This window comes from Catellatospora methionotrophica (assembly GCF_011297335.1).
GTDB lineage: Bacteria > Actinomycetota > Actinomycetes > Mycobacteriales > Micromonosporaceae > Catellatospora > Catellatospora methionotrophica.
Map to the genome: position 1 here is coordinate 359,470 of NZ_JAAOTJ010000002.1, position 17,930 is coordinate 377,399.

Annotated in this window: 13 protein-coding genes; 11 read left to right on the forward strand and 2 right to left on the reverse strand. The window is 72.2% G+C overall.

The genetic code is table 11. The features are described 5' to 3' along the window. Positions 1 to 33 precede the first annotated feature (33 nt). The 3 genes from HAV40_RS08880 (at position 34) to HAV40_RS08890 (ending at position 2,559) form a co-directional block, all read left to right on the forward strand. Positions 34 to 1,092 (forward strand): hypothetical protein, encoded by a 1,059-nt coding sequence (locus HAV40_RS08880; RefSeq protein WP_166380390.1) that lies wholly within the window; start codon positions 34 to 36, stop codon positions 1,090 to 1,092. Between the two features lie 158 nt (positions 1,093 to 1,250). Next, a complete protein-coding gene (locus HAV40_RS08885) occupies positions 1,251 to 1,736 on the forward strand; it encodes an RICIN domain-containing protein (RefSeq protein WP_166380391.1) in 486 nt (161 codons plus the stop codon). Between the two features lie 133 nt (positions 1,737 to 1,869). Continuing rightward, positions 1,870 to 2,559, forward strand: a complete 690-nt coding sequence (locus HAV40_RS08890) for an alpha/beta fold hydrolase (protein ID WP_166380392.1) — start codon at positions 1,870 to 1,872, stop codon at positions 2,557 to 2,559. Positions 2,560 to 2,635: 76 nt separating this feature from the next. Here HAV40_RS08890 and HAV40_RS08895 read toward each other — a convergent pair whose 3' ends face one another. Beyond that, on the reverse strand, positions 2,636 to 5,122 hold the full coding sequence (locus HAV40_RS08895) for a hypothetical protein (protein WP_420837233.1): 2,487 nt from the start codon (positions 5,120 to 5,122) through the stop codon (positions 2,636 to 2,638). On the opposite strand from HAV40_RS08895, the gene HAV40_RS39165 reads away from it, so the two are divergent. The 5 genes from HAV40_RS39165 to HAV40_RS08915 all read left to right on the forward strand — a co-directional run bounded on the left by HAV40_RS39165 (position 5,105) and on the right by HAV40_RS08915 (position 8,547). Continuing rightward, a complete protein-coding gene (locus tag HAV40_RS39165) occupies positions 5,105 to 5,542 on the forward strand; it encodes an LpqB family beta-propeller domain-containing protein (RefSeq protein ID WP_420837234.1) in 438 nt (145 codons plus the stop codon). The genes HAV40_RS08895 and HAV40_RS39165 overlap by 18 nt on opposite strands. 157 nt (positions 5,543 to 5,699) lie before the next feature. Continuing rightward, on the forward strand, positions 5,700 to 6,080 hold the full coding sequence (locus HAV40_RS08900; RefSeq protein WP_166380394.1) for a hypothetical protein: 381 nt from the start codon (positions 5,700 to 5,702) through the stop codon (positions 6,078 to 6,080). A 31-nt stretch (positions 6,081 to 6,111) separates the two neighbouring features. After that, entirely contained in the window at positions 6,112 to 7,239 is a 1,128-nt protein-coding gene (locus tag HAV40_RS08905) for a sensor histidine kinase (RefSeq protein ID WP_166380395.1), read from the forward strand. Positions 7,240 to 7,246: 7 nt separating this feature from the next. Then, positions 7,247 to 7,888, forward strand: coding sequence for a response regulator (locus HAV40_RS08910; RefSeq protein WP_203670888.1), 642 nt, complete (start codon positions 7,247 to 7,249; stop codon positions 7,886 to 7,888). Positions 7,889 to 8,025: 137 nt separating this feature from the next. Continuing rightward, positions 8,026 to 8,547: a MauE/DoxX family redox-associated membrane protein gene (locus HAV40_RS08915; RefSeq protein WP_166380396.1), complete on the forward strand. Its 522-nt coding sequence runs from the start codon at positions 8,026 to 8,028 to the stop codon at positions 8,545 to 8,547. A gap of 55 nt (positions 8,548 to 8,602) precedes the next feature. Here HAV40_RS08915 and HAV40_RS08920 read toward each other — a convergent pair whose 3' ends face one another. Next, a complete protein-coding gene (locus HAV40_RS08920; RefSeq protein ID WP_166380397.1) occupies positions 8,603 to 8,839 on the reverse strand; it encodes a hypothetical protein in 237 nt (78 codons plus the stop codon). A gap of 34 nt (positions 8,840 to 8,873) precedes the next feature. Here HAV40_RS08920 and HAV40_RS08925 point away from each other — a divergent pair, with 34 nt between their 5' ends. The 3 genes from HAV40_RS08925 to HAV40_RS08935 all read left to right on the forward strand — a co-directional run bounded on the left by HAV40_RS08925 (position 8,874) and on the right by HAV40_RS08935 (position 17,923). Beyond that, positions 8,874 to 10,037: an AI-2E family transporter gene (locus tag HAV40_RS08925; protein WP_275413440.1), complete on the forward strand. Its 1,164-nt coding sequence runs from the start codon at positions 8,874 to 8,876 to the stop codon at positions 10,035 to 10,037. A gap of 256 nt (positions 10,038 to 10,293) precedes the next feature. Then, positions 10,294 to 11,634, forward strand: coding sequence for a beta-ketoacyl-[acyl-carrier-protein] synthase family protein (locus HAV40_RS08930; protein WP_203670886.1), 1,341 nt, complete (start codon positions 10,294 to 10,296; stop codon positions 11,632 to 11,634). Positions 11,635 to 11,665: 31 nt separating this feature from the next. Beyond that, positions 11,666 to 17,923, forward strand: a complete 6,258-nt coding sequence (locus HAV40_RS08935) for a type I polyketide synthase (protein ID WP_203670884.1) — start codon at positions 11,666 to 11,668, stop codon at positions 17,921 to 17,923. The last annotated feature ends 7 nt before the right edge of the window (positions 17,924 to 17,930 follow it).

The following is a 17,930-nucleotide window of genomic DNA, read 5'->3' on the forward strand; positions in this document are numbered from 1 at the left end:
GATGCCGGCGCAGCACCTGGCAGGAGGAGCCGCATGAACACAGAAGATCGGCCACGGCGCCGGTCGGGCCTGCGCCTGGCCGTCGCCGCCGCCGTGGCCGCCCTGGTCGTCGTCTCGGCGGCCGGTGTCGCCGTCGCGGGCAGCGACACAGTGGCGGCCCCGGCGGCCGCCGCCCGCACCGACGCCTTCACCCGTGACCAGGTCGGCGACATCGGCCTCGAACCCAACCCGTCCGGCCTGCCGTTCTGGGCCAGCCCCGACATCAAGGTCTGCGCGACCGCGCTCGGCTGCGCCTCCGACCAGCCGCTGACCGTCGGCGGCACGGCCTACGTCTTCATCACCCTCAATGTGCCCGGACCCTACGGAACCGGCGTCAGCAACGGCACCATGAACGTGTACTGGACCCTGCTCGGCGGCGCTGCCCAGTGGCCGGCCGACTGGACCTCGATCGGCTCGGTCGCGGTCCCCGCGTCGCCGGGCGTCACCACGATCACGATCCCGTGGGTCGGCGTGCCCGACGACGGCCCCGCCCCGGGCGCGCACTTCTGCCTGCTCAGCCGCTGGGTCTCGCCGACCGACCCGATGACGTTCGAGGGCCCCAACACGGTCGCCAACACGACCGCCAACAACAACATCTCCTGGCACAACGTCGCCCCGATCCCGGTCAACGCCGGGACCAGCACCGGCACCACCGTGCCGTTCGCGGTCGGCAACGTGGCCAACGTGCCGACCGACAACGACCTGGTCTTCGGCCAGGGCGCGGACCGGCGCTTCGAGAACGTCGGCGGCAAGGTGGTGGTGGACCTCGGCGGCCAGCTGTTCCAGCGCTGGCAGCAGGCCGGAGCCAAGGGCACCGCCATCCGGCCGATCGGCGGCACCAAGATCCAGATCCTCGACCTGGCCACGGCCCGGATCGCCGGGATAAGGATCAATCCCGGTGAACGGCCACAGGTGCTGCTGAACTTCACCGCGGCCCAACCGGCCTCGACGGTCTTCCCGATCACGGTCACCCAGTTCGGGCCTGGCCATGCGGGGGCGCAGCCGACCGACATCGGCGGCGTGCAGTACGACGTGACCGTCAGGCGCGGCTAGGCCCTCGCGGCGATGGTGGAGACCGCCCACCGGGCAGGGCGTCTTCACCATCGCCGCCGGGTGGCCCGAACGCACCTACGCCATGCTGACGGGCATCTATCGAATTGAGGAGTCTCAATCTAAGATGCTGACGTGTCGGTTCCTAGCGGGAGGCATCCATGATTCGACGTTCCATCCAAGCGCTGATGGCTGCCCTGGTGGCGCTGTCCGCCGTGACAGTGCCGGCCGTCCCCGCGCACGCCGCGTCGTGGACCGCCATCTTCCTGGAGAGCCAGTCGGCGGGCACCTGCGTCGCCGTTCCCGACTTCGCCGACGGCTCGGCTGCCACCCAGGAGATCTGCACCGACGTGAACCTCCAGCTGTGGAACGTGACCGAGATCGTCACCGGGACGTACCGGATCAGCAACTTCGGCAGCGGCAAGTGCCTGACCGCGGTCGGCACGTCGACCGGATCGCCGGTGCAGCAGCTCACCTGCAACGGCGCGTCCACGCAGCGGTGGAGCGGCAACGGCTCGGGCAACGCGCTGCGTTTCACCAACGCGGCCACCGGCAAGTGCCTGTCCCGTCCGGGCAAGGATCCCGGCACCGCCCTGATCCAGGGCAGCTGCGCGGTGCCCTACGCGCTGTGGAGCCTGCTCTTCTGATTACCGCCTCTCGTGAACAGTGCAGCCCCTCAGCGGACGGGCTGCACTGTTCACGGAGATGTCCGACCGGCGATCGTCAGGTGCGGTGGCGGCCCGCCGGATGTTGGTAGCGTTCGCGGACATGGAGTCGCGGATGGTGCAGGTCGGAGATGCCGCGCTGCACGTCGGTGTGACGGGGAGTGGACCCGACGTCGTCGTGCTGACGGGCGGGCCCGGCTGCGTGCAGTACCTGGAACGGGAAGAGATCTCGCCGCTGGGTCACCGCGCCTGGTACCCCGAACCGCGAGGTGTCGGCCGGTCGGGCGGTGGCCCGCACACCATGGAAGAGGCGATCGCCGACCTCGAAGGCATCCGAGCGGCGGTCGGTGTCCGCACCTGGATCGTGGTCGGCCACTCGTGGGGCTGCGACCTCGGCGTCCGCTACGCGGTCGAGCATCCGGCTGCGGTGGCCGCGGTGGTCGGCATCGCCGGTAGGGGTCCTCAGCGTGACCGCACCTGGTCCGAGGCGTACGAAGCCGGTAAGGCAACAGAACCCGTCGTCGACGTCGAGTGGGTTCCCGAGGTGCACGCGGCACTCGGCGACTCGTTCACCACGTGGATCCACCGCCCCGACCTGTGGCGACGGCTCGCCGTCTGCGAGGTCCCGATGCTCTTCATCGCCGCCGGTGACGACATCCGCCCGTCGTGGCCCTTGGCCCAGCTGGCCGCACTCGTTCCGCGTGGGACGTTGTCCACCGTGCCTGGCGTGCCGCACGACTTCTGGTCCACCCACCCCGAGGTCTGGGCCAGGACCGTCACCGACGCCTGCACCGCTGCCCGCTGACGGACCCAAACGCGGTCAAGCAGCGCGCCAATTGGCGCCCCGGCATGGTCCGGCCAGCGCAACCACACTGCCGCCGTTAAGAGCCTGTCGTCTCAACCCGCGCCAGGGTCAGGCCGCCCGAACATTGGATGATCACCACGAACCAGGTGACGCTGGACAGGTCGGCGCCGAGCGGGCCGGTGAAGTCGGCGAATGCGAGGTCGAACACGCCAGGGCCGGTGTTGACGCCGTTGGAGGCCCACAACCCGCCTGAGGCGACGACGATGTTGAAGTTGACGATGCCGGAACCGAGGTGCGGGATGGTGATCCGGAACCGGTCGGCGCCGTCGGCGTGCAGGTCGACACCGAGGTCCTGCACGCTGCCATCGACCCCGAACCCGTACGCCACCTCGACCTTGCCGTACTGGTCCGGTTGCTGCCCGAAGACCAGACCCCCGGCGGCGGTGATGCCGATCGTCGACGTGACGCCCGAAGGCGACACCGCGTTGGTCAGCGACGTGCGCCGCACGCCGCCGAGCATCACGCCGGTCTGGGTCTTCGTCTCGGTTACGCCGACAGCGGCGCTGAGCTGGTCGGGTCCGGTGGTGAAGTCGTCGATGACCAGCCCTCGGCCGCGTACGCGTGCGACGTTGAGGTCGGTGTTGCCTGACCCGCGCCACGCGACGTACAGCCGCGAGCGGTGACTGGTCAGCGCGGGACCTGCGTCGGAGGTCTCCGCGGCGAAGACGCGTTTGGTGTAGGCGGCGGTGGAGCCCATCGGCAGGGCCAGGTTCAGGGCCTGCTCGCCCTGGCCGGTCCAGCCGAGCACCAGGTGCTCGCGTTCGGCACCGAGCGCGGGCGTGTGCGTGCTGGTCTCTGCCAGGACTGCGGGGTCGAGCAGTGCCTCGATGCGCACCGGGTGGTCGTCGGGTGGGCCGGACAGCAGGACGTCGAGCCGGCCGATGGTCAGGTTCGGGTTGCCGGAGCCACGCCAGGCCAGGTACATGCGCCCGCCCGCGACCTGCGCCAGGGCCGGGCCGGCGTCGGAGGTGTGCGTGAACACCCTGTGCTGCTTGGTGTTCCAGGTGGCGCCGAGGTCGGTGGAGAACATGACGTTGAGCCGGTGCGGTCCGTGTCCGGTCCAGGCGAGGTAGAGGTTGCCGTGCGGGTCGGCGGCCAGCGCGGGCCGAAACGGGCTGGTGTCGGTGAGGGTCACCTTGTCGCGCAGCCCGGCGACCGCCGGGGTCGGAGTGTCCGTCAGCTCGACGCGGGCGATGTTGAGGTTGCCGTCGCCCTGTCCCGTCCACGCGATGAACACCTTGCCGTCGGCGACGGCAAGGGCGGGGGAGTCGGCGGTCGTGTCGGCCGAGGTGTGCTTACCGACCCAGGTCACCCCGTCGTCGGCGGAGACCATCAGGTTGAGCTGGCTGTTGCTCTCACCTCGCCACGCCAGCACCAGGTGACGCTGGTCGGAGACCAGCGCGGGACTGTTGCCGCTGCGCTCGGGCAGGATCTTCTTGTCGATCAGGTCGCCGATGCCCGGCAGCGGGTGGCTGGCCAGCCGCACCACGACCGTGCCGCGGGCCTCGTCGCGGCCGACCACCGTGAGCTGAGCCAGCGCGCCGGGGATGAACACGCGCGCACCCGGATCGTCGGGTACGTGCGCGACCAGCAGGGAGCTGACGTTCGGCGGGTTGCCGGTGCTCAGGTGGACCAGCACCCAACCCGCCCGGCCCGCGCCGGTCACGGGCAGGGCACGGTCCCAGCCGTCGGCGAGCCGGTACTCGACCAGCAGCCGCTCGCGGGCCACCCCGTCGGCGTAGGCGAAGACGGCGGGACGCACTGACGCCGCACCCGGCGCGCCGCGCAGGGCTTGGAGCTCGACGACCGTTTCGCCGGGCCGGGTGCGCAGCGGCGCGCCGATGTCGGCCCCGTGGCCGGTCGTGGTGAGCCAGCCGCAGCCCAGCAGGGTGGCCGCGGTCATGCCCGGCCCGACCGTGTTGTGCTCATCCGGGTGCGGGACGGCGTAGTTGGCCGGCCCGACGGTGTGCCCGCCGCCCGCAGGGCATTTGCCCTGGCCGACCGGGGGAGTGTCGGCGAAGAACAGTGCGGCGCACCTGCCGCACTGCCGCCAGCCGGGCTGCCGCGCGCTGCCCGCCGGCTGGTCACGCAGCAGCGCGAAGTCGGACCCGGACAGGCTGTGGTCGCTGCCGGCCGGGCACACGCCGGCTACGCCTGCCAGCGGCCGGCACAGCTGAAGGCAGTCGTCGCAGCGCCGCCAGCCCGCTTCCTTCGGCCCGGCCGGCAGGTCGTGCGGCAGCACGAACTCGAAACCCTGCGCGAGGTGGCCACCGCCGATCATCGCGCCGGTACACACGCCCATGCTGCCGGGCACGCCGGTGAAGAACAGCCCGGAGCACAGCTGGCAGAACCGCCACCCGACCTGGCCGAGATCGGCGCGGATGGCCAGGGTCGGCTCGGCAAAGCTGAACTTGGCACCTTCACCGCCCATGACGCAGAACGGGTCGCCGTACTCGTCCGGTCCCGCCGCAGCGTCGCTGCGGGCGTGGGCGGCACCGTACACGTGACCCATCTCGTGCGCGATCAACGCGGGCGTCAGCGACTGCGCGCCCAGATGCGTGTAACGATCGCTCACCTTCACGCCGCTGGACGCGTTGTGCTGGTCGATGACGAAAGCGATGTGGCCGAAGTGCGCCAGGCTGACACCCATGTCGCGCAGATACAGCTGCTCGGCCTTCGGTCCCAGGCCTTCGCCCAGCGCTGCCCATTCCGCCTCGGTGACCGGCACCTTCCACCAGTCGAACACGGTGAAGGTCATCGTCTCCCGGCCGCCGGACTGATCGCCGATGTAATGGAACGTGTTGAGAAACATCCGCTGTACGTGGCTGAGCGTCAGATGGGTGACTCGTGGAAGCGTGGGTCCGGTCACGAGCAAAACGGCGACAACCATGATCCCCTCCGAGTCTACTTTCTCATTATGTGACATATAGCCGATAATGACCCGGTCCCACGCCCGTCGCGGCGGGCGCCGATCCTGTCCCAGCGTTGTTCCCAAATGCCCGGGACAACCGCATCGTGACCATGGGGACGACCGGCTCCTAACGTTCTCCTCCTCGACATCCGCACCTGGAGGACTTCTGATGGCAACCATGACCCGCTCCACCGCGTTGAAGATCGCCGCGACCCTGTCCGTCGTGGTGGCGATCATCGGCATCGCCATGTTCGACCTGCCGAACCTGACGCTCGGCGCGCAGCACAGCCGGGACCCGTTCGCGATCGTCCTGGGCAGTTTCGCCTCCGACATCCTCGCCCTGGTCGCGGCCTACGGAGCCTGGCGTACGCAGAAGTGGGGAGCCGTCCTGCTGGTCGGGGTCAACATGTTCTGGCTGGTCCAGGCGATCGGATCGCTGCTGCTCGACACGAGCCTCGGGGAGACGGTCTTCGCCTCGGTCATGCTCGTGCACCACCTCGTGGTCATCACGTTGTGCCTGTGGCGCGAACGGGTCGCCAGTGCGGTCTGACCTCGCCCACCGGCGGCTCCACCAGGCGCTGTTGGCGTTGCTGACGATCGGCTACGCCTTCGTCGTGGCCGGGCTCGTCGCGGTGGTGACCACCTGGCCGTCCCGGCCGGTCGGATCGCTCGCCGACATACCCTGGTGGTCGCACCTGGTCGCCCTGGTCGTCCTCGTGGCGACCTGGGCACCGGTGACCAGCCAGCTCGACCGCAGCGTGCACCAGCTCGCATACGGCCACCGCGACGACACCACCGAGATCTACCGTCAACTGCCCGACCAGCTGCTGCCGACGATGGCCACGGTGCTCGCCGGTGCTCTGGCCCTGCCGTTCACCGAGATCGAAGCAGGCGGGCAGGTCGTGGCCTCGCACGGTGCCACGCCCCAGGACGCCGAGGTCGTCGCCATTCCACTGACGCATCAGGGGCTGCGGTTGGGCACGCTGCGGGTCAGCGGCCGCCGCCGCGGTGACCGGTTGCCTGCGGCTGACCTGCGGCTGCTCGCCGATCTCGCACGGCACCTCGCGACGACCATGGCCGTGCAGCATTCGCGGGAACAGCTGGTCGGCGCGCGGGAGGAGGAACGACGCCGGATCCGCCGTGACCTGCACGACGGCCTCGCGCCGATGCTCGCCGCCATCGCGCTGCAGCTCGGTGTCCTGCAACGCACCCTGCGCGATCAGCCGGACGCCGCGCAAGACCTGGCCAAGGAGCTGCAGGCAGACGTGCGCCAGGCGACCGCCGAGATCAGGCGACTGGTGTACGAGCTACGCCCACCCATGCTCGACGAACTCGGGCTGGTCGAGGCGATACGCCACCTGCGCGCGGTCGACGGGCCACCCCGTACCGTCCGGGCTCCCGAACCGATGCCGGCACTGCCGGCCGCCGTCGAGGTGGCGATCTACCGGATCGCCGCCGAGGCGCTGCACAACACTTCCCGGCACGCCGCCGCCACGGTAGCCACGGTCGCACTCGACGTGTCGGCTGACCTGGTGACCCTCACCGTCATCGACGATGGCTGCGGGCTGCCCGCGGGTTACCTGGCCGGGGTCGGGCATCATTCCATGCGCGAGCGGACCGCGGAACTGGGTGGCGTGCTGGAGATCGGGCCCGCGCCCACCCGTGGCACCCGCGTCACCGCCAGCTTCCCCGTTCCGCCGTCCCGGTAGGATTTCGATGACTGAGCCGATCACGGTGCTGATCGCCGACGACCATCCCATGTTCCGCCGGGGCCTGCGGGCGCTGCTGGGCACGCTGCCCGGAGTCGAGGTCGTGGGGGAGGCGGTCGACGGCCACGAGGCGGTCCGCCTGGGCCGGCAACTGGTCCCCCGGGTGGTCCTGCTCGACCTGCACATGCCCGGCGGTGACGGCCTCTCCGCGATCCGTCAGCTGGCCGCCGCCGCTCCGGAGGTCAACATTCTGGTGGTGACGATGTTCGAGGACGACGACTCGGTCTTCGCCGCCCTGCGCGCCGGTGCCCGCGGTTACGTTTTGAAGGACACCGACGATGAGCAGATGTCGCGGGCCATCCAGGCGGTCGCCGACGGCGGGGCGATCTTCAGCCCGGCGATCGCGACCCGCATCATGGCGTTCTTCGCCACCGCCGGCCGTGCCGTGGAGCCCTTCCCCGAGCTCACGGCGAGCGAACGCAACGTGTTGCAGCTGATGGCCCGTGGCCTGTCGAACGAGGTCATCGCCGGCGAGCTGTCGCTGAGCGCCAAGACCGTGCGGAACTACGTGAGCAGTGTCTTCACCAAGCTCCAGGTGGCCAGCCGGGCTCAGGCCATCGTCCGAGCCCGAGACGCCGGTATGCGCTGATCCGGCGTACCACGGGATCAGCCTGCCCGGTGCAGGTGAGAGCGGACGAACCTGCTCTCACCTGCCGTCGGCTTTGGACGAGGTCGACGGTGGCACCTGGGCTGCCGGGTCGACCGGCAAAAGGTAGGTTGATACTCGTGTCCTATGTCGAGGTCGCCGGTCGGCTCCTCCTTGTCACCGTCTTCGGGATCGCCCTGGCGGGCAAGGTCTCCAGCCGATCCGCATGGGCCGCTTTCGAAGCGTCACTGCGCGACATGGACGTGGTGCCCGTTGCGCGCCTGTCGGCCGCGGCCCGCGCGTCGGCGGCCGCCGAGCTGGCGGTCATCGGCTGCCTGCTGATTCCCGGCAAGATCGCCGGGTTCGCCGGGTTCATCCTGGCCGCTGGCCTGCTCGCCGTCTTCACCGTCGCGATAGCCCTGGTGGTGCGGCGCAAGCGGGCCGTGCCGTGCCGCTGCTTCGGCGCCTCGGCCACTCCGCTGTCCGCTCGACATCTCGCCCGCAACGGGGCTCTCATCGCGATAGCGCTGGCCGGTGCGGTCGCCGTACCCGCGACCACCGGGTTGCCGATACCCGCGGCCGTGCTCGCGGGCGTGGTCGGTGCGGTGGCCGGAATGCTGGTCGCGGCCATGGACGACCTCGTGGCGCTGGTACGCCCGTGACGTCCGCCTCCCCGGCCACGTGGTGGCTGAGCGGCCGGGGAGCCGGGCGTCGAACTCAGAACTCGGGGGCGTACTTGAAGTACCAGCCGTCGTTGAAGGTTCCCGTCAGGTCGCGATAAACGCACTGCTGGGTGATGTAGGTGCCGGAGAATTCGACACGTTCCACGTCGCAGGCGGCCTTGCTCGGGTAGGGGCCCATCCAGATCCATATCAGCGCTTGGGCTGGGCTGCCAATGGCCAGGGCGGCGACGGCGGTAGCCGACGCGACCATCACGGCGAGTCTCGTCTTCATGTGCAGCACTATATATAACAATCGATCGATCGGTATGGAGCCGAGGTTTGCTCACGTCGCGCGCGGGCATCTGCTGCGCGTGAGAACGGGACGTATAACCGCTGGCCAGGTCTTCCGCTGGGCCGCGGCTGCCGCCTGCGGCGTGACGGCGGTGGGCTTGGGCTTGATCGTGTTGTGGACGGTGCGCGGCGTGCTGGCGCTGGTGCTGGTGGCGCTGTTCGTGGCGGTGAGCCTGGATCCGGCGGTGCGCTGGCTGGTCCGGCACCGCGTACGCCGGCCGGTCGCGGTGGGCATGATCCTGCTCGTCGCGCTCGCGGCCTTGGCCGGGCTGGTGATCGGTGTCGGCCCGCCGCTGGTCCGCCAGGCGGGGCAGCTGGTGGCCGACCTGCCCGGCTACATCGGGGGACTCGACGAACGCTCCCCGTTCTTCCGTGAGCTGAGCCTGCGCTACGGCCTGGACGACCGGCTCAACGAGCTGGCCGCCGCGATGCCGCAGTGGGTCGCCACGAACCTGCTCGGCATGTTCCAGACCTTCATGGAGGGCCTGGTCACCACGGTCACGGTCGTGGTCCTGGCGCTGTACTTCCTGGCGGACATGCCCCGGCTGCGCCGGCGGGCCCAGCTCATGGCACCCGACCGGCACCGGGAGCGGGTGCGGCGCATCGTCGACACCGCCGTCGACAAGGTCGGCTCGTACATGATCGGAAACGCGATCGTGTCGCTGATCGCCGGGGTGGTCGCCTACATCGGCCTGCTGATCTTCGATGTGCCGTTCGCGCTCCCGCTGGCGCTGATCGTCGCCGTCACCGACCTCATCCCGCTCGTCGGCGCGACCCTGGGCATGGCGATCTGCGGCGTCGTCGCGGCCATCGCCGTCGGCCTGTGGCCGGCCGCGATCGCGATCGTGGTGTGGCTGCTGGTGTACCAGCAGATCGAGAACTACTGGATCGTGCCGCTGGTGATGCGCCGCAGCATGGACATGCCGTCGCTGTCGGTCCTGCTCGCCGGGCTCGTCGGCGTCGCCGTGCTGGGCCTGGTCGGCGCGCTCATGGCGATCCCGATCGCCGCCACGATCAAGGCCGTGATCGCCGAGCTGCGGATCCCGCTGCCGCCGCCCGGCTACGCGGTCGACCACCCCGTCGACGATCCCGAGTTGAGCGAACTCGCCGCCCAGGAGGAGAGCCCGGCCACGGCCTGAACGCACTCACCTGTTCTTAAACCTCCCGTCGGGCGGCGATGACGCCGCGCCGAGCCGCGCCTGCGGCGCGAGCGGCAATACAACCTGGTGCTGGTCAAGCGAACTGATCTGTCGAGAAGTCTTCGACGTATGACGGCGATGGTGGTGGATTCCATCGACCGTGGGTCACCGCGTCGAGTGTTGGCGGGCAGTGACTGTCAGTGAATGCTTGATAGCACAGAGGCAACAGGCCGTGCCTCGCAGGTGAGGAGCGCTCGTGACAAAAGTGAGCACACCGCAGACCCCGTCGCCCGACCGCGCCCGCCAGGCGCTGGTCACCGGAATGGGCTTCTGCCTACCGGGACCCGACCAGCCGGTGCAGACCCCCGACGACCTGTGGCAGGTGGCTGCCGCCGGTGCCTCCTGCCTTCGCCAGCAGGGCGTCTACTACGGCTCGGTCAACCTGCCGCCGACCCTGTTCGCCGAACGCGTCCCCGGCATCCCCGACGCCTTCGGCCGCCACTTCACCGACGTCCACCGGTTCGGGCTGATCGCCATGGCCCACGCCTGCGCCGACGCGGGCCTCGACCCCGCCGCCGGTGACCTGAGCGCCGCGGCGATCCTGGCCGGGCGCGGCGGCGTCGACGCGACCATCGACCGCTACGTGGCCGTGCTGCGCGCCGAACCCGCCACCGTCACCGCACACCAGGCCATGGACCTGTTCATCGGCGGCGAACTCGGCGTCACCCTGTCCGACCTGGCCCTCGTGCAGAGCGCGCTGGCCCGGTCCACCGGACCGTGTCACACCGTGTCCAGCGGATGCGCGTCCTCGGCCATCCAGATCGGACATGCCGTCGCGCTCATCGCCAGTGGAGACGTCGACGTCGCCGTGGTGACCGGTGCCGACACGTTCCACATCGACCTGATCCGCAACACCCAGACCCTGCTGCGTACCGTGCAGGAGTCCACCGGCGCCGACCGCCCCGACGGCCTGCCCGCACTGCTGCCCGCCTTCGACCGGCTGATGCGCCCCTACGACCGGCGCGCCGACTGCGTCAACTACGGCGAAGGCGCCGCCACGGTCATCATCGAGAGCCGCGAGCACGCCGAACGGCGCGGCGCCCGCCCGTACGGCCGGGTCCTGTCCCAAGCCACCACCCGCGACGGGCTGGCCCACCCGCTGACCAGCGACGACAGCGGGGCAGGGCTGGTCGCGGCGATCCGGCGCTGCCTGCGCGGGCACGCCGACATCAGCGAGGTCGGCTACGTGCACGGCGGCAGCGACGGCGACGCCCTGGTGACGTCCTTCGAAGCCAACGCGGTCCGCGAACTGTACGCCGACAAGGTCACCGACCTGCTGATGACCTCCCAGGAAGCCTGCTTCGGCCACAACGGCGCCCCGGCCGGCGCGCTCGGGGTCGCACTGACCCTGCTCATGCTGCGCCACGGGCAGGTCTGCCCCACCGCCAACTGCGAGCAGCCCGCCGAGCAGATCCCGTTCGACCCGGTCCCCGGCACCGCGACCCGGCCGCTGGACACCCGCTACGCGCTGAGCCTGAACTACCAGGTGGGCGGGGTGAAGAGCGCCATCCTGCTCGGGCACCCCGACGCCTGCTGACCTGTCCGCTGACCCGGAAAGGGCGTATCCGATGGATTCACGCGACGACTCCGACCGGCTGGTGGCCGTCATCGGCATGGGCTGCCGCCTACCCGGCGGCGTCGACAGCCCGCAGGCGCTGTGGCGGCTGCTGACCGAAGGCCGCGACGCGATCGTGGCCCGCCCCGCCGAACGCGATGTGCCCGGCCGGGCCCAGCTGCCCGACCACGGCGGCTACCTCGCCGACGTCGCCGGCTTCGACGCCGACTTCTTCGGCGTCTCCCGCCGCGAGGCCGACGTCCTCGACCCGCAGCACCGGCTGCTGCTCGAAGTGGTCTGGGAGGCCCTGGAGCACGCCGGACTGCCGCCCGAACGGCTCGACGGCAGCCGCACCGGCGTGTTCACCGGCATCTCGTACGCCGAATACATGGAACGGCTCGCCGGGCAACCCGCGGGCCTGGAGGGCTCGGTGCTGACCAACGGCGCCTGCCTGGCCCCCGGCCGGGTCTCCTACCTGCTCGGACTGCACGGCCCGAGCATCGCCGTCGACACCGCCTGCTCGTCGTCGCTGATGGCCCTGCACCTGGCCACCCAGGCCCTGCGCGACGGCGACTGCGACGTGGCCGTGGCCACCGGGGTCACCCTCATGCTGTGGCCGCGTGCCGCGCAGTCGTTCGAGCGGATGGGAATGCTGTCGCCCACCGCCCGCTGCCGCACCTTCGACGACGCCGCCGACGGCTTCGTACGCGGCGAGGGCTGCAGCGGCGTGGTCCTGAAACTGCTGGCCGACGCCGTACGCGACGGCGACCGGGTGCTGGCCGTCGTCCGGGCCTCGACCGCCAACCAGGACGGCCACTCCGAGGGCATCGCCGCCCCGTCGGCCGACGCGCAGCGCGACCTGCTGGCCGAGGCCGTCGCCAGGGCGGGCATCGACCCCGCCGACGTCGGCCTCGTCGAGGCGCACGGCACCGGCACCCCCGTCGGCGACCCCGTCGAGTTCACGGCGCTGGCCCAGGTGTACGGCACCGGGCAGCACCCGTGCGCGCTCGGCTCGGTCAAGACCAACCTCGGCCACCTGGAACCCGCCGCCGGGCTCACCGGCCTCATCAAAGCGGTGCTGTGCCTGCGGCACGGCCAGATCCCGGCCAATCTCCACTTCGGGCAATGGAACCGGCACATCGACGCGCAGGCGACCCGGTTCTTCATCCCCGGCGAGCTCACCGACTGGCCGGTGCCCGACCGTGACCGGCTCGCCACGGTCTCCTCGTTCGGCTACTCCGGCACCAACGTGCACGTCATCCTCGCCCAGGCCCCGGCACCCAACGACGCCGGCGTGCTCGCCCGCATCCCCGCCAGCCGCCGTCCCGGCGGCGACCAGCCGGCCGGGGACGACCGGCCCGGCCCGCACACGCTGCTGGTCGCCGCCGGAGCCGCCGCGGCCCTGCCGCAGGCCGCCGGGCGGCTCGCCGACTGGCTCGAAGGACCAGGCCGCGACGTCGCGCTGCGTGACGTCGCGCACACCCTGGCGCTGCGCCGTTCGCCGGGCCGCGGGCGGCTGGCCGTCACCGGGGCCGACCGCGCCGCGACCGTCGCGGCGCTGCGCGCCCACGCGACCGGCCACCTGCACCCGGCCGCCGTGTCCGGCGAGGTGGCCTCCGGCGTACGCCGTGCGCCGGTGTTCGTGTTCTCCGGCCAGGGCTCGCAGTGGGCGGGCATGGGCCGGGCCCTGCTGGCGTCCGAGCCCGCGTTCGCCCGCGCCCTGGCCGACGTCGACGCCCTGATCCAGGACGAGGCGGGGTTCTCGCCCCTGGAACTGATCCGCGACGGCCGCCCGGTGACCGGCCCGGGACAGGTCCAGCCCACCCTGTACGCGATGCAGGTCGCCCTCGCCGAGACCTACGCCGCCTACGGGGTGCGGCCCGCGGCGGTGATCGGCCACTCCATGGGCGAGGCCGCCGCCGCGGTCGTCGCCGGAGCACTGTCCCCGGCCGACGGCGCGGCCGTCATCTGCCGCCGGTCGGCGCTGCTGGCCCGCATCGCCGGGTCGGGCAGCATGGCCACCGTCGGCCTGGACCGCGCCGAGGTGCAGTCCCGGCTCGCCCAGGCCGGCGCCGAACACAGCGTGTCGGTCGCCGTCTACGCCGGTCCGTCCTCGACCGTCATCGCCGGTGACACCGGCCGGGTACGCGAACTCACCGAGCGCTGGCAGGCCGCCGGGATCGCCGCGCACCTCGTCGCCGTCGACGTCGCCTCCCACTCGCCGCAGGTCGACGAGCTGCTGCCCGAACTCGACGCCGCCCTGGCCGGGCTCAGCCCGCGACCGCCCCGCATCCGGCTGTACTCCACCGCCGTCAGCGGCCACGACACGCCACCGCTCATGGACGCGGACTACTGGTGCGCCAATCTGCGCCAGCCGGTCCGGTTCGCCGACGCGGTCGCCGACGCCACCGCCGACCGGCACACCCTGTTCGTCGAGGTGTCCCCGCACCCGGTGGTCACCCACGCCCTGCGCGGCTGCCTGCAGGCCCACCCCGGCGACCCGGTGGTGCTCGGCACGCTGCACCGCGACGGCGACGACCCCGCCGCCCTCGCCCACGCCCTGGCCACCCTGCACTGCCACGGCGTACCCGTCGACTACAGCACCCGCTACCGGGGCGGCCGCCTGGTCGACGCGCCCACCATCACCTTCGCCCGCCGACGGCACTGGATCGACCTCACCGCACCCGCCGCGACGACAGGCCAGGGCCTGCCCGGCACCCGCCTGCCGCTGCCCGACGGCGACCTGTGGCATGCCGACACCGGCACCGGGGCGATGCCGTGGCTGGACGAGCACCGCGTACACGCCGAACCGGTGCTGCCCGGCGCGGCATACGCCGCGATGGCGCTGACCGCCGCCTGCGCCACCTTCGACGCGGCACCGGACACCGTGGCCGTCACCGAGTTGCGCCTGGAACGGATGCTCACCCTCGGCGAGCGGACCGACCTCACCACCCGCGTACACCGCCGCGACCCCCGGCGGGCCACCGTGGAACTGTCCACCCGCGACACCGACGGCGGCTGGCAGCGCCACGCCACCGCCGTCCTGCACCACCGCACCGGCCAGCCCGCACCGGCCACCGACCTGGCCGCGCTCGCCGCCGCGCACCCGGTGCCCGCCGACCCCGCCGACCTGTACGCGTCCATGCGCCGCCGCGGCATCGAACACGGCCCGGCCTTCACCGTCCTCACCGACCTGCACCGCAGCGCCGACGGGCACAGCGCGCTCGCCCGGCTGCGCCAGCCCGCCGAGCCGGCCGAACTGCTACTGCACCCCATCCTGCTCGACGCGTGCCTGCAGACCCTCGTCGCCACCGTGGACGCCGCCGCGGGCAGCGGCCTGGTGCTGCCCGTAGGCCTGGACGCGATCCGGCTCACCGGCGACCCCGCCACCGCCGTGTACTGCCACGCCCGCCGCACCGGCGCCGACCCCGCCCACCTGACCGGCCAGATCCGCCTGCTCGACGCCGACGGCCGTACCGTGCTCACCGTCGACGGCGTCGCGCTCGCCCGCAGCGAGGCCGCCGAACCCGACCCCGGCCGCTGGTTCTACGAACCACACTGGCAAGCCACCCCACCGGCCGAGGCAACGGACCCCGCCGCCCGGCCCGGCCACTGGATCGTGCTCGGCGAACGCGACCGCACGTTCTGCTCCCTGCTGGCCAACGGCCTGCGCGCCACCGGCGGCAGCGCCACGACCCTGTGCGTCAAACCGTCCGAGCAGCCCCTCGGACCCCTCGGCGACGCCCTCGGCGACCGCTGGGCCGGCCGTCCCACGACACCGCACGCGGTCGTGCTGGTCTGCGACAGCGGCACCGGGAACCCGGCGGCCGCACCCGACCGGGTGCGGCGGCTGCTCGACACCGTCCAGGCCGTCCTCGGCGTCTGGGATGACCCGCCCCGGCTGTACGTCGTCACCCGCGCCGCCCACCAGGTGCTGCCCGGCGACCACGTCGACCTGGCCCAGGCCGCGCTGCGCGGTGTGCTGCGCGTGCTGGCCTGGGAACAGCCGCGCCTGCGCGCCACCCAGATCGACCGCGACGGCGACGACGCGGCAGCGCTGGCCCGCGAGCTGCTGGCCGGATCGGCCGACGACGAGGTCGCGCTGCGCGGGGGCCGCCGGTACACCGCCCGGCTGGCACCGGCCCCGGTCACCGCCGAGCAGCACCGCGCGGCGACCGTCCGCACCGTCCGGTACGGCCACGACGGGTTCCGGCTGCGCGCGGCCACCCTCGGCGACCTGGACAGCCTGACCCTGACCGGCGGGGCGCGGCGCGCACCCGGGCCGGGCGAGATCGAGGTCCGGATCACCGCGGCCGGGATCAACTTCCGCGACGTGCTGACCGCGCTGGGGCTGCTGCCCGGCCGCCACCCCGGCGACGACATCGGCTCCCGGCTGGGTTTCGAATGCGCCGGTGTCGTCAGCGCCGTCGGCGACGGCGTCGACGGACCGCGGCCCGGGGACCCGGTCGTGGCCATCGACCTGCACGGTGGGGCGTTCGGCTCCTACCTCACCGTCCCCGCCGCGATGGCCCTGCCGATCCCGCCCGGCGTCGACCCGGTCGCCGCCGCCGGGGTGCCCGCGGTGTTCCTGACCGCCTGGTACGCCCTGCGCGATGTCGCCCGCCTGGCCCCGGACGAGACCGTGCTCGTCCATTCGGCCACCGGCGGCACCGGCCTGGCCGCGATCGCGGTCGCGAACCTGCTCGGCGCGCGGGTGATCGCCACCGCCGGTACCGAGACCAAACGCGAGTACCTGCGCGGCCTCGGCATCGAACACGTGCTCGACTCCCGCAGCCTCGACTTCGCCGACCACATCCGCGCCGTCGGCGGCGTGGACGTCGTGCTCAACTCGCTGTCCGGGGCGGCGGTCCGCGCCGGACTGGAGACGCTGCGGCCGTTCGGCCGGTTCGTCGAGCTCGGCGTACGCGACATCCTCGCCGACGAGCCGCTCGGCATGGCCCCGCTGCGCCACAACATCACCCTCAGCACCGTCGACCTGATCGAACTGCAGCAGCGGCGCCCCGACCGTTTCGGCGCACTGTTCCGGGAGCTGATGGGCCACTTCGCCGAGGGCCGGCTCGCACCCGTACGCACCCGCGCGTTCCCGCTGGACGCGGCCGCCGACGCGATGCGGCTCATGGCAGGCGGCCGCCACCTGGGAAAACTCGTGCTCACGATGCCCGACGACGCTCCGGCCACCGCCGTGTACCCGCCGCCGCCCGCGGTGCGCGCCGACGGGGCCTACCTGGTGACCGGCGGGCTCAGCGGCGTCGGCCTGGCCACCGCCGAATGGCTGGCCGCCGCCGGGGCTCGCCGGCTGGTGCTCAACGGCCGTCGCGAACCCGGCCCGCAGACGTGGCAGCGGCTGGCCGACATGCGCCGCCGAGGCGTCGACGTCCAGGTCGTATGCGGTGACATCGCCGCCGACGGCATCGCCGAACAGCTCGTTGCCGCCGCGACCGCCGACGGCACGGCGCTGCGCGGTGTGGTGCACTCCGCGATGGTCCTGGCCGACGCGGCCGTCACCAACGTCGACGACGACGACCTGGTCCGCGTCTGGACGCCGAAGGTCACCGGAGCCTGGCGGCTGCACACCGCCGTCGCGGACCGGGACCTGGACTGGTTCGTGGCGTACTCGTCGATGTCGGCCCTGATCGGCAACGGGGGACAGGCCGTCTACGCCGCCGCGAACTCGTGGCTGGACGGGTTCGCGGCCTGGCGCACCCGGCAGGGCCTGCCGACACTGGCCGTCGCCTGGGGGCCCTGGGGCCAGACCGGGGCCGCCACCGACTTCGCCGACCGTGGCTACGACACCATCCCCACCGCCGACGGGCTGCGTGCCCTCGGCGAACTGCTGACCCACCGCCGCGTGCACACCGGCGTCATCCCCGGCCCACCCGACAGCTGGCTGCGTGGCCCGGCCCGCGAGTCGTCGCTGTTCGCCGACCTCGTCGAGGCCCCGGCCCTGGCCCCGGCCGCCGACTTCCTGGCCACGCTGCGGGAACTGCCCGACGCCCCGGCCCGGCAGGCCGCACTGGAGACGCACATCGCCGGGCACATCCGGGCCGTGCTGCAACTGGGCCCGGCGGCCCTGGACCCGCAGACCTCGCTGCGGTCGCTGGGGTTCGACTCGCTGCTTACCCTGGAACTGCGCGCCCGGCTCGAGAACGAGCTGCGCATCCGCCTGCACGCCAAGTTCGTCTGGCACTACCCGACCCTGGCCGCGCTCGCCAGCGGCGTCACCGAGCAACTGGGCCTGGACCTGGGCTAGCGCCCGG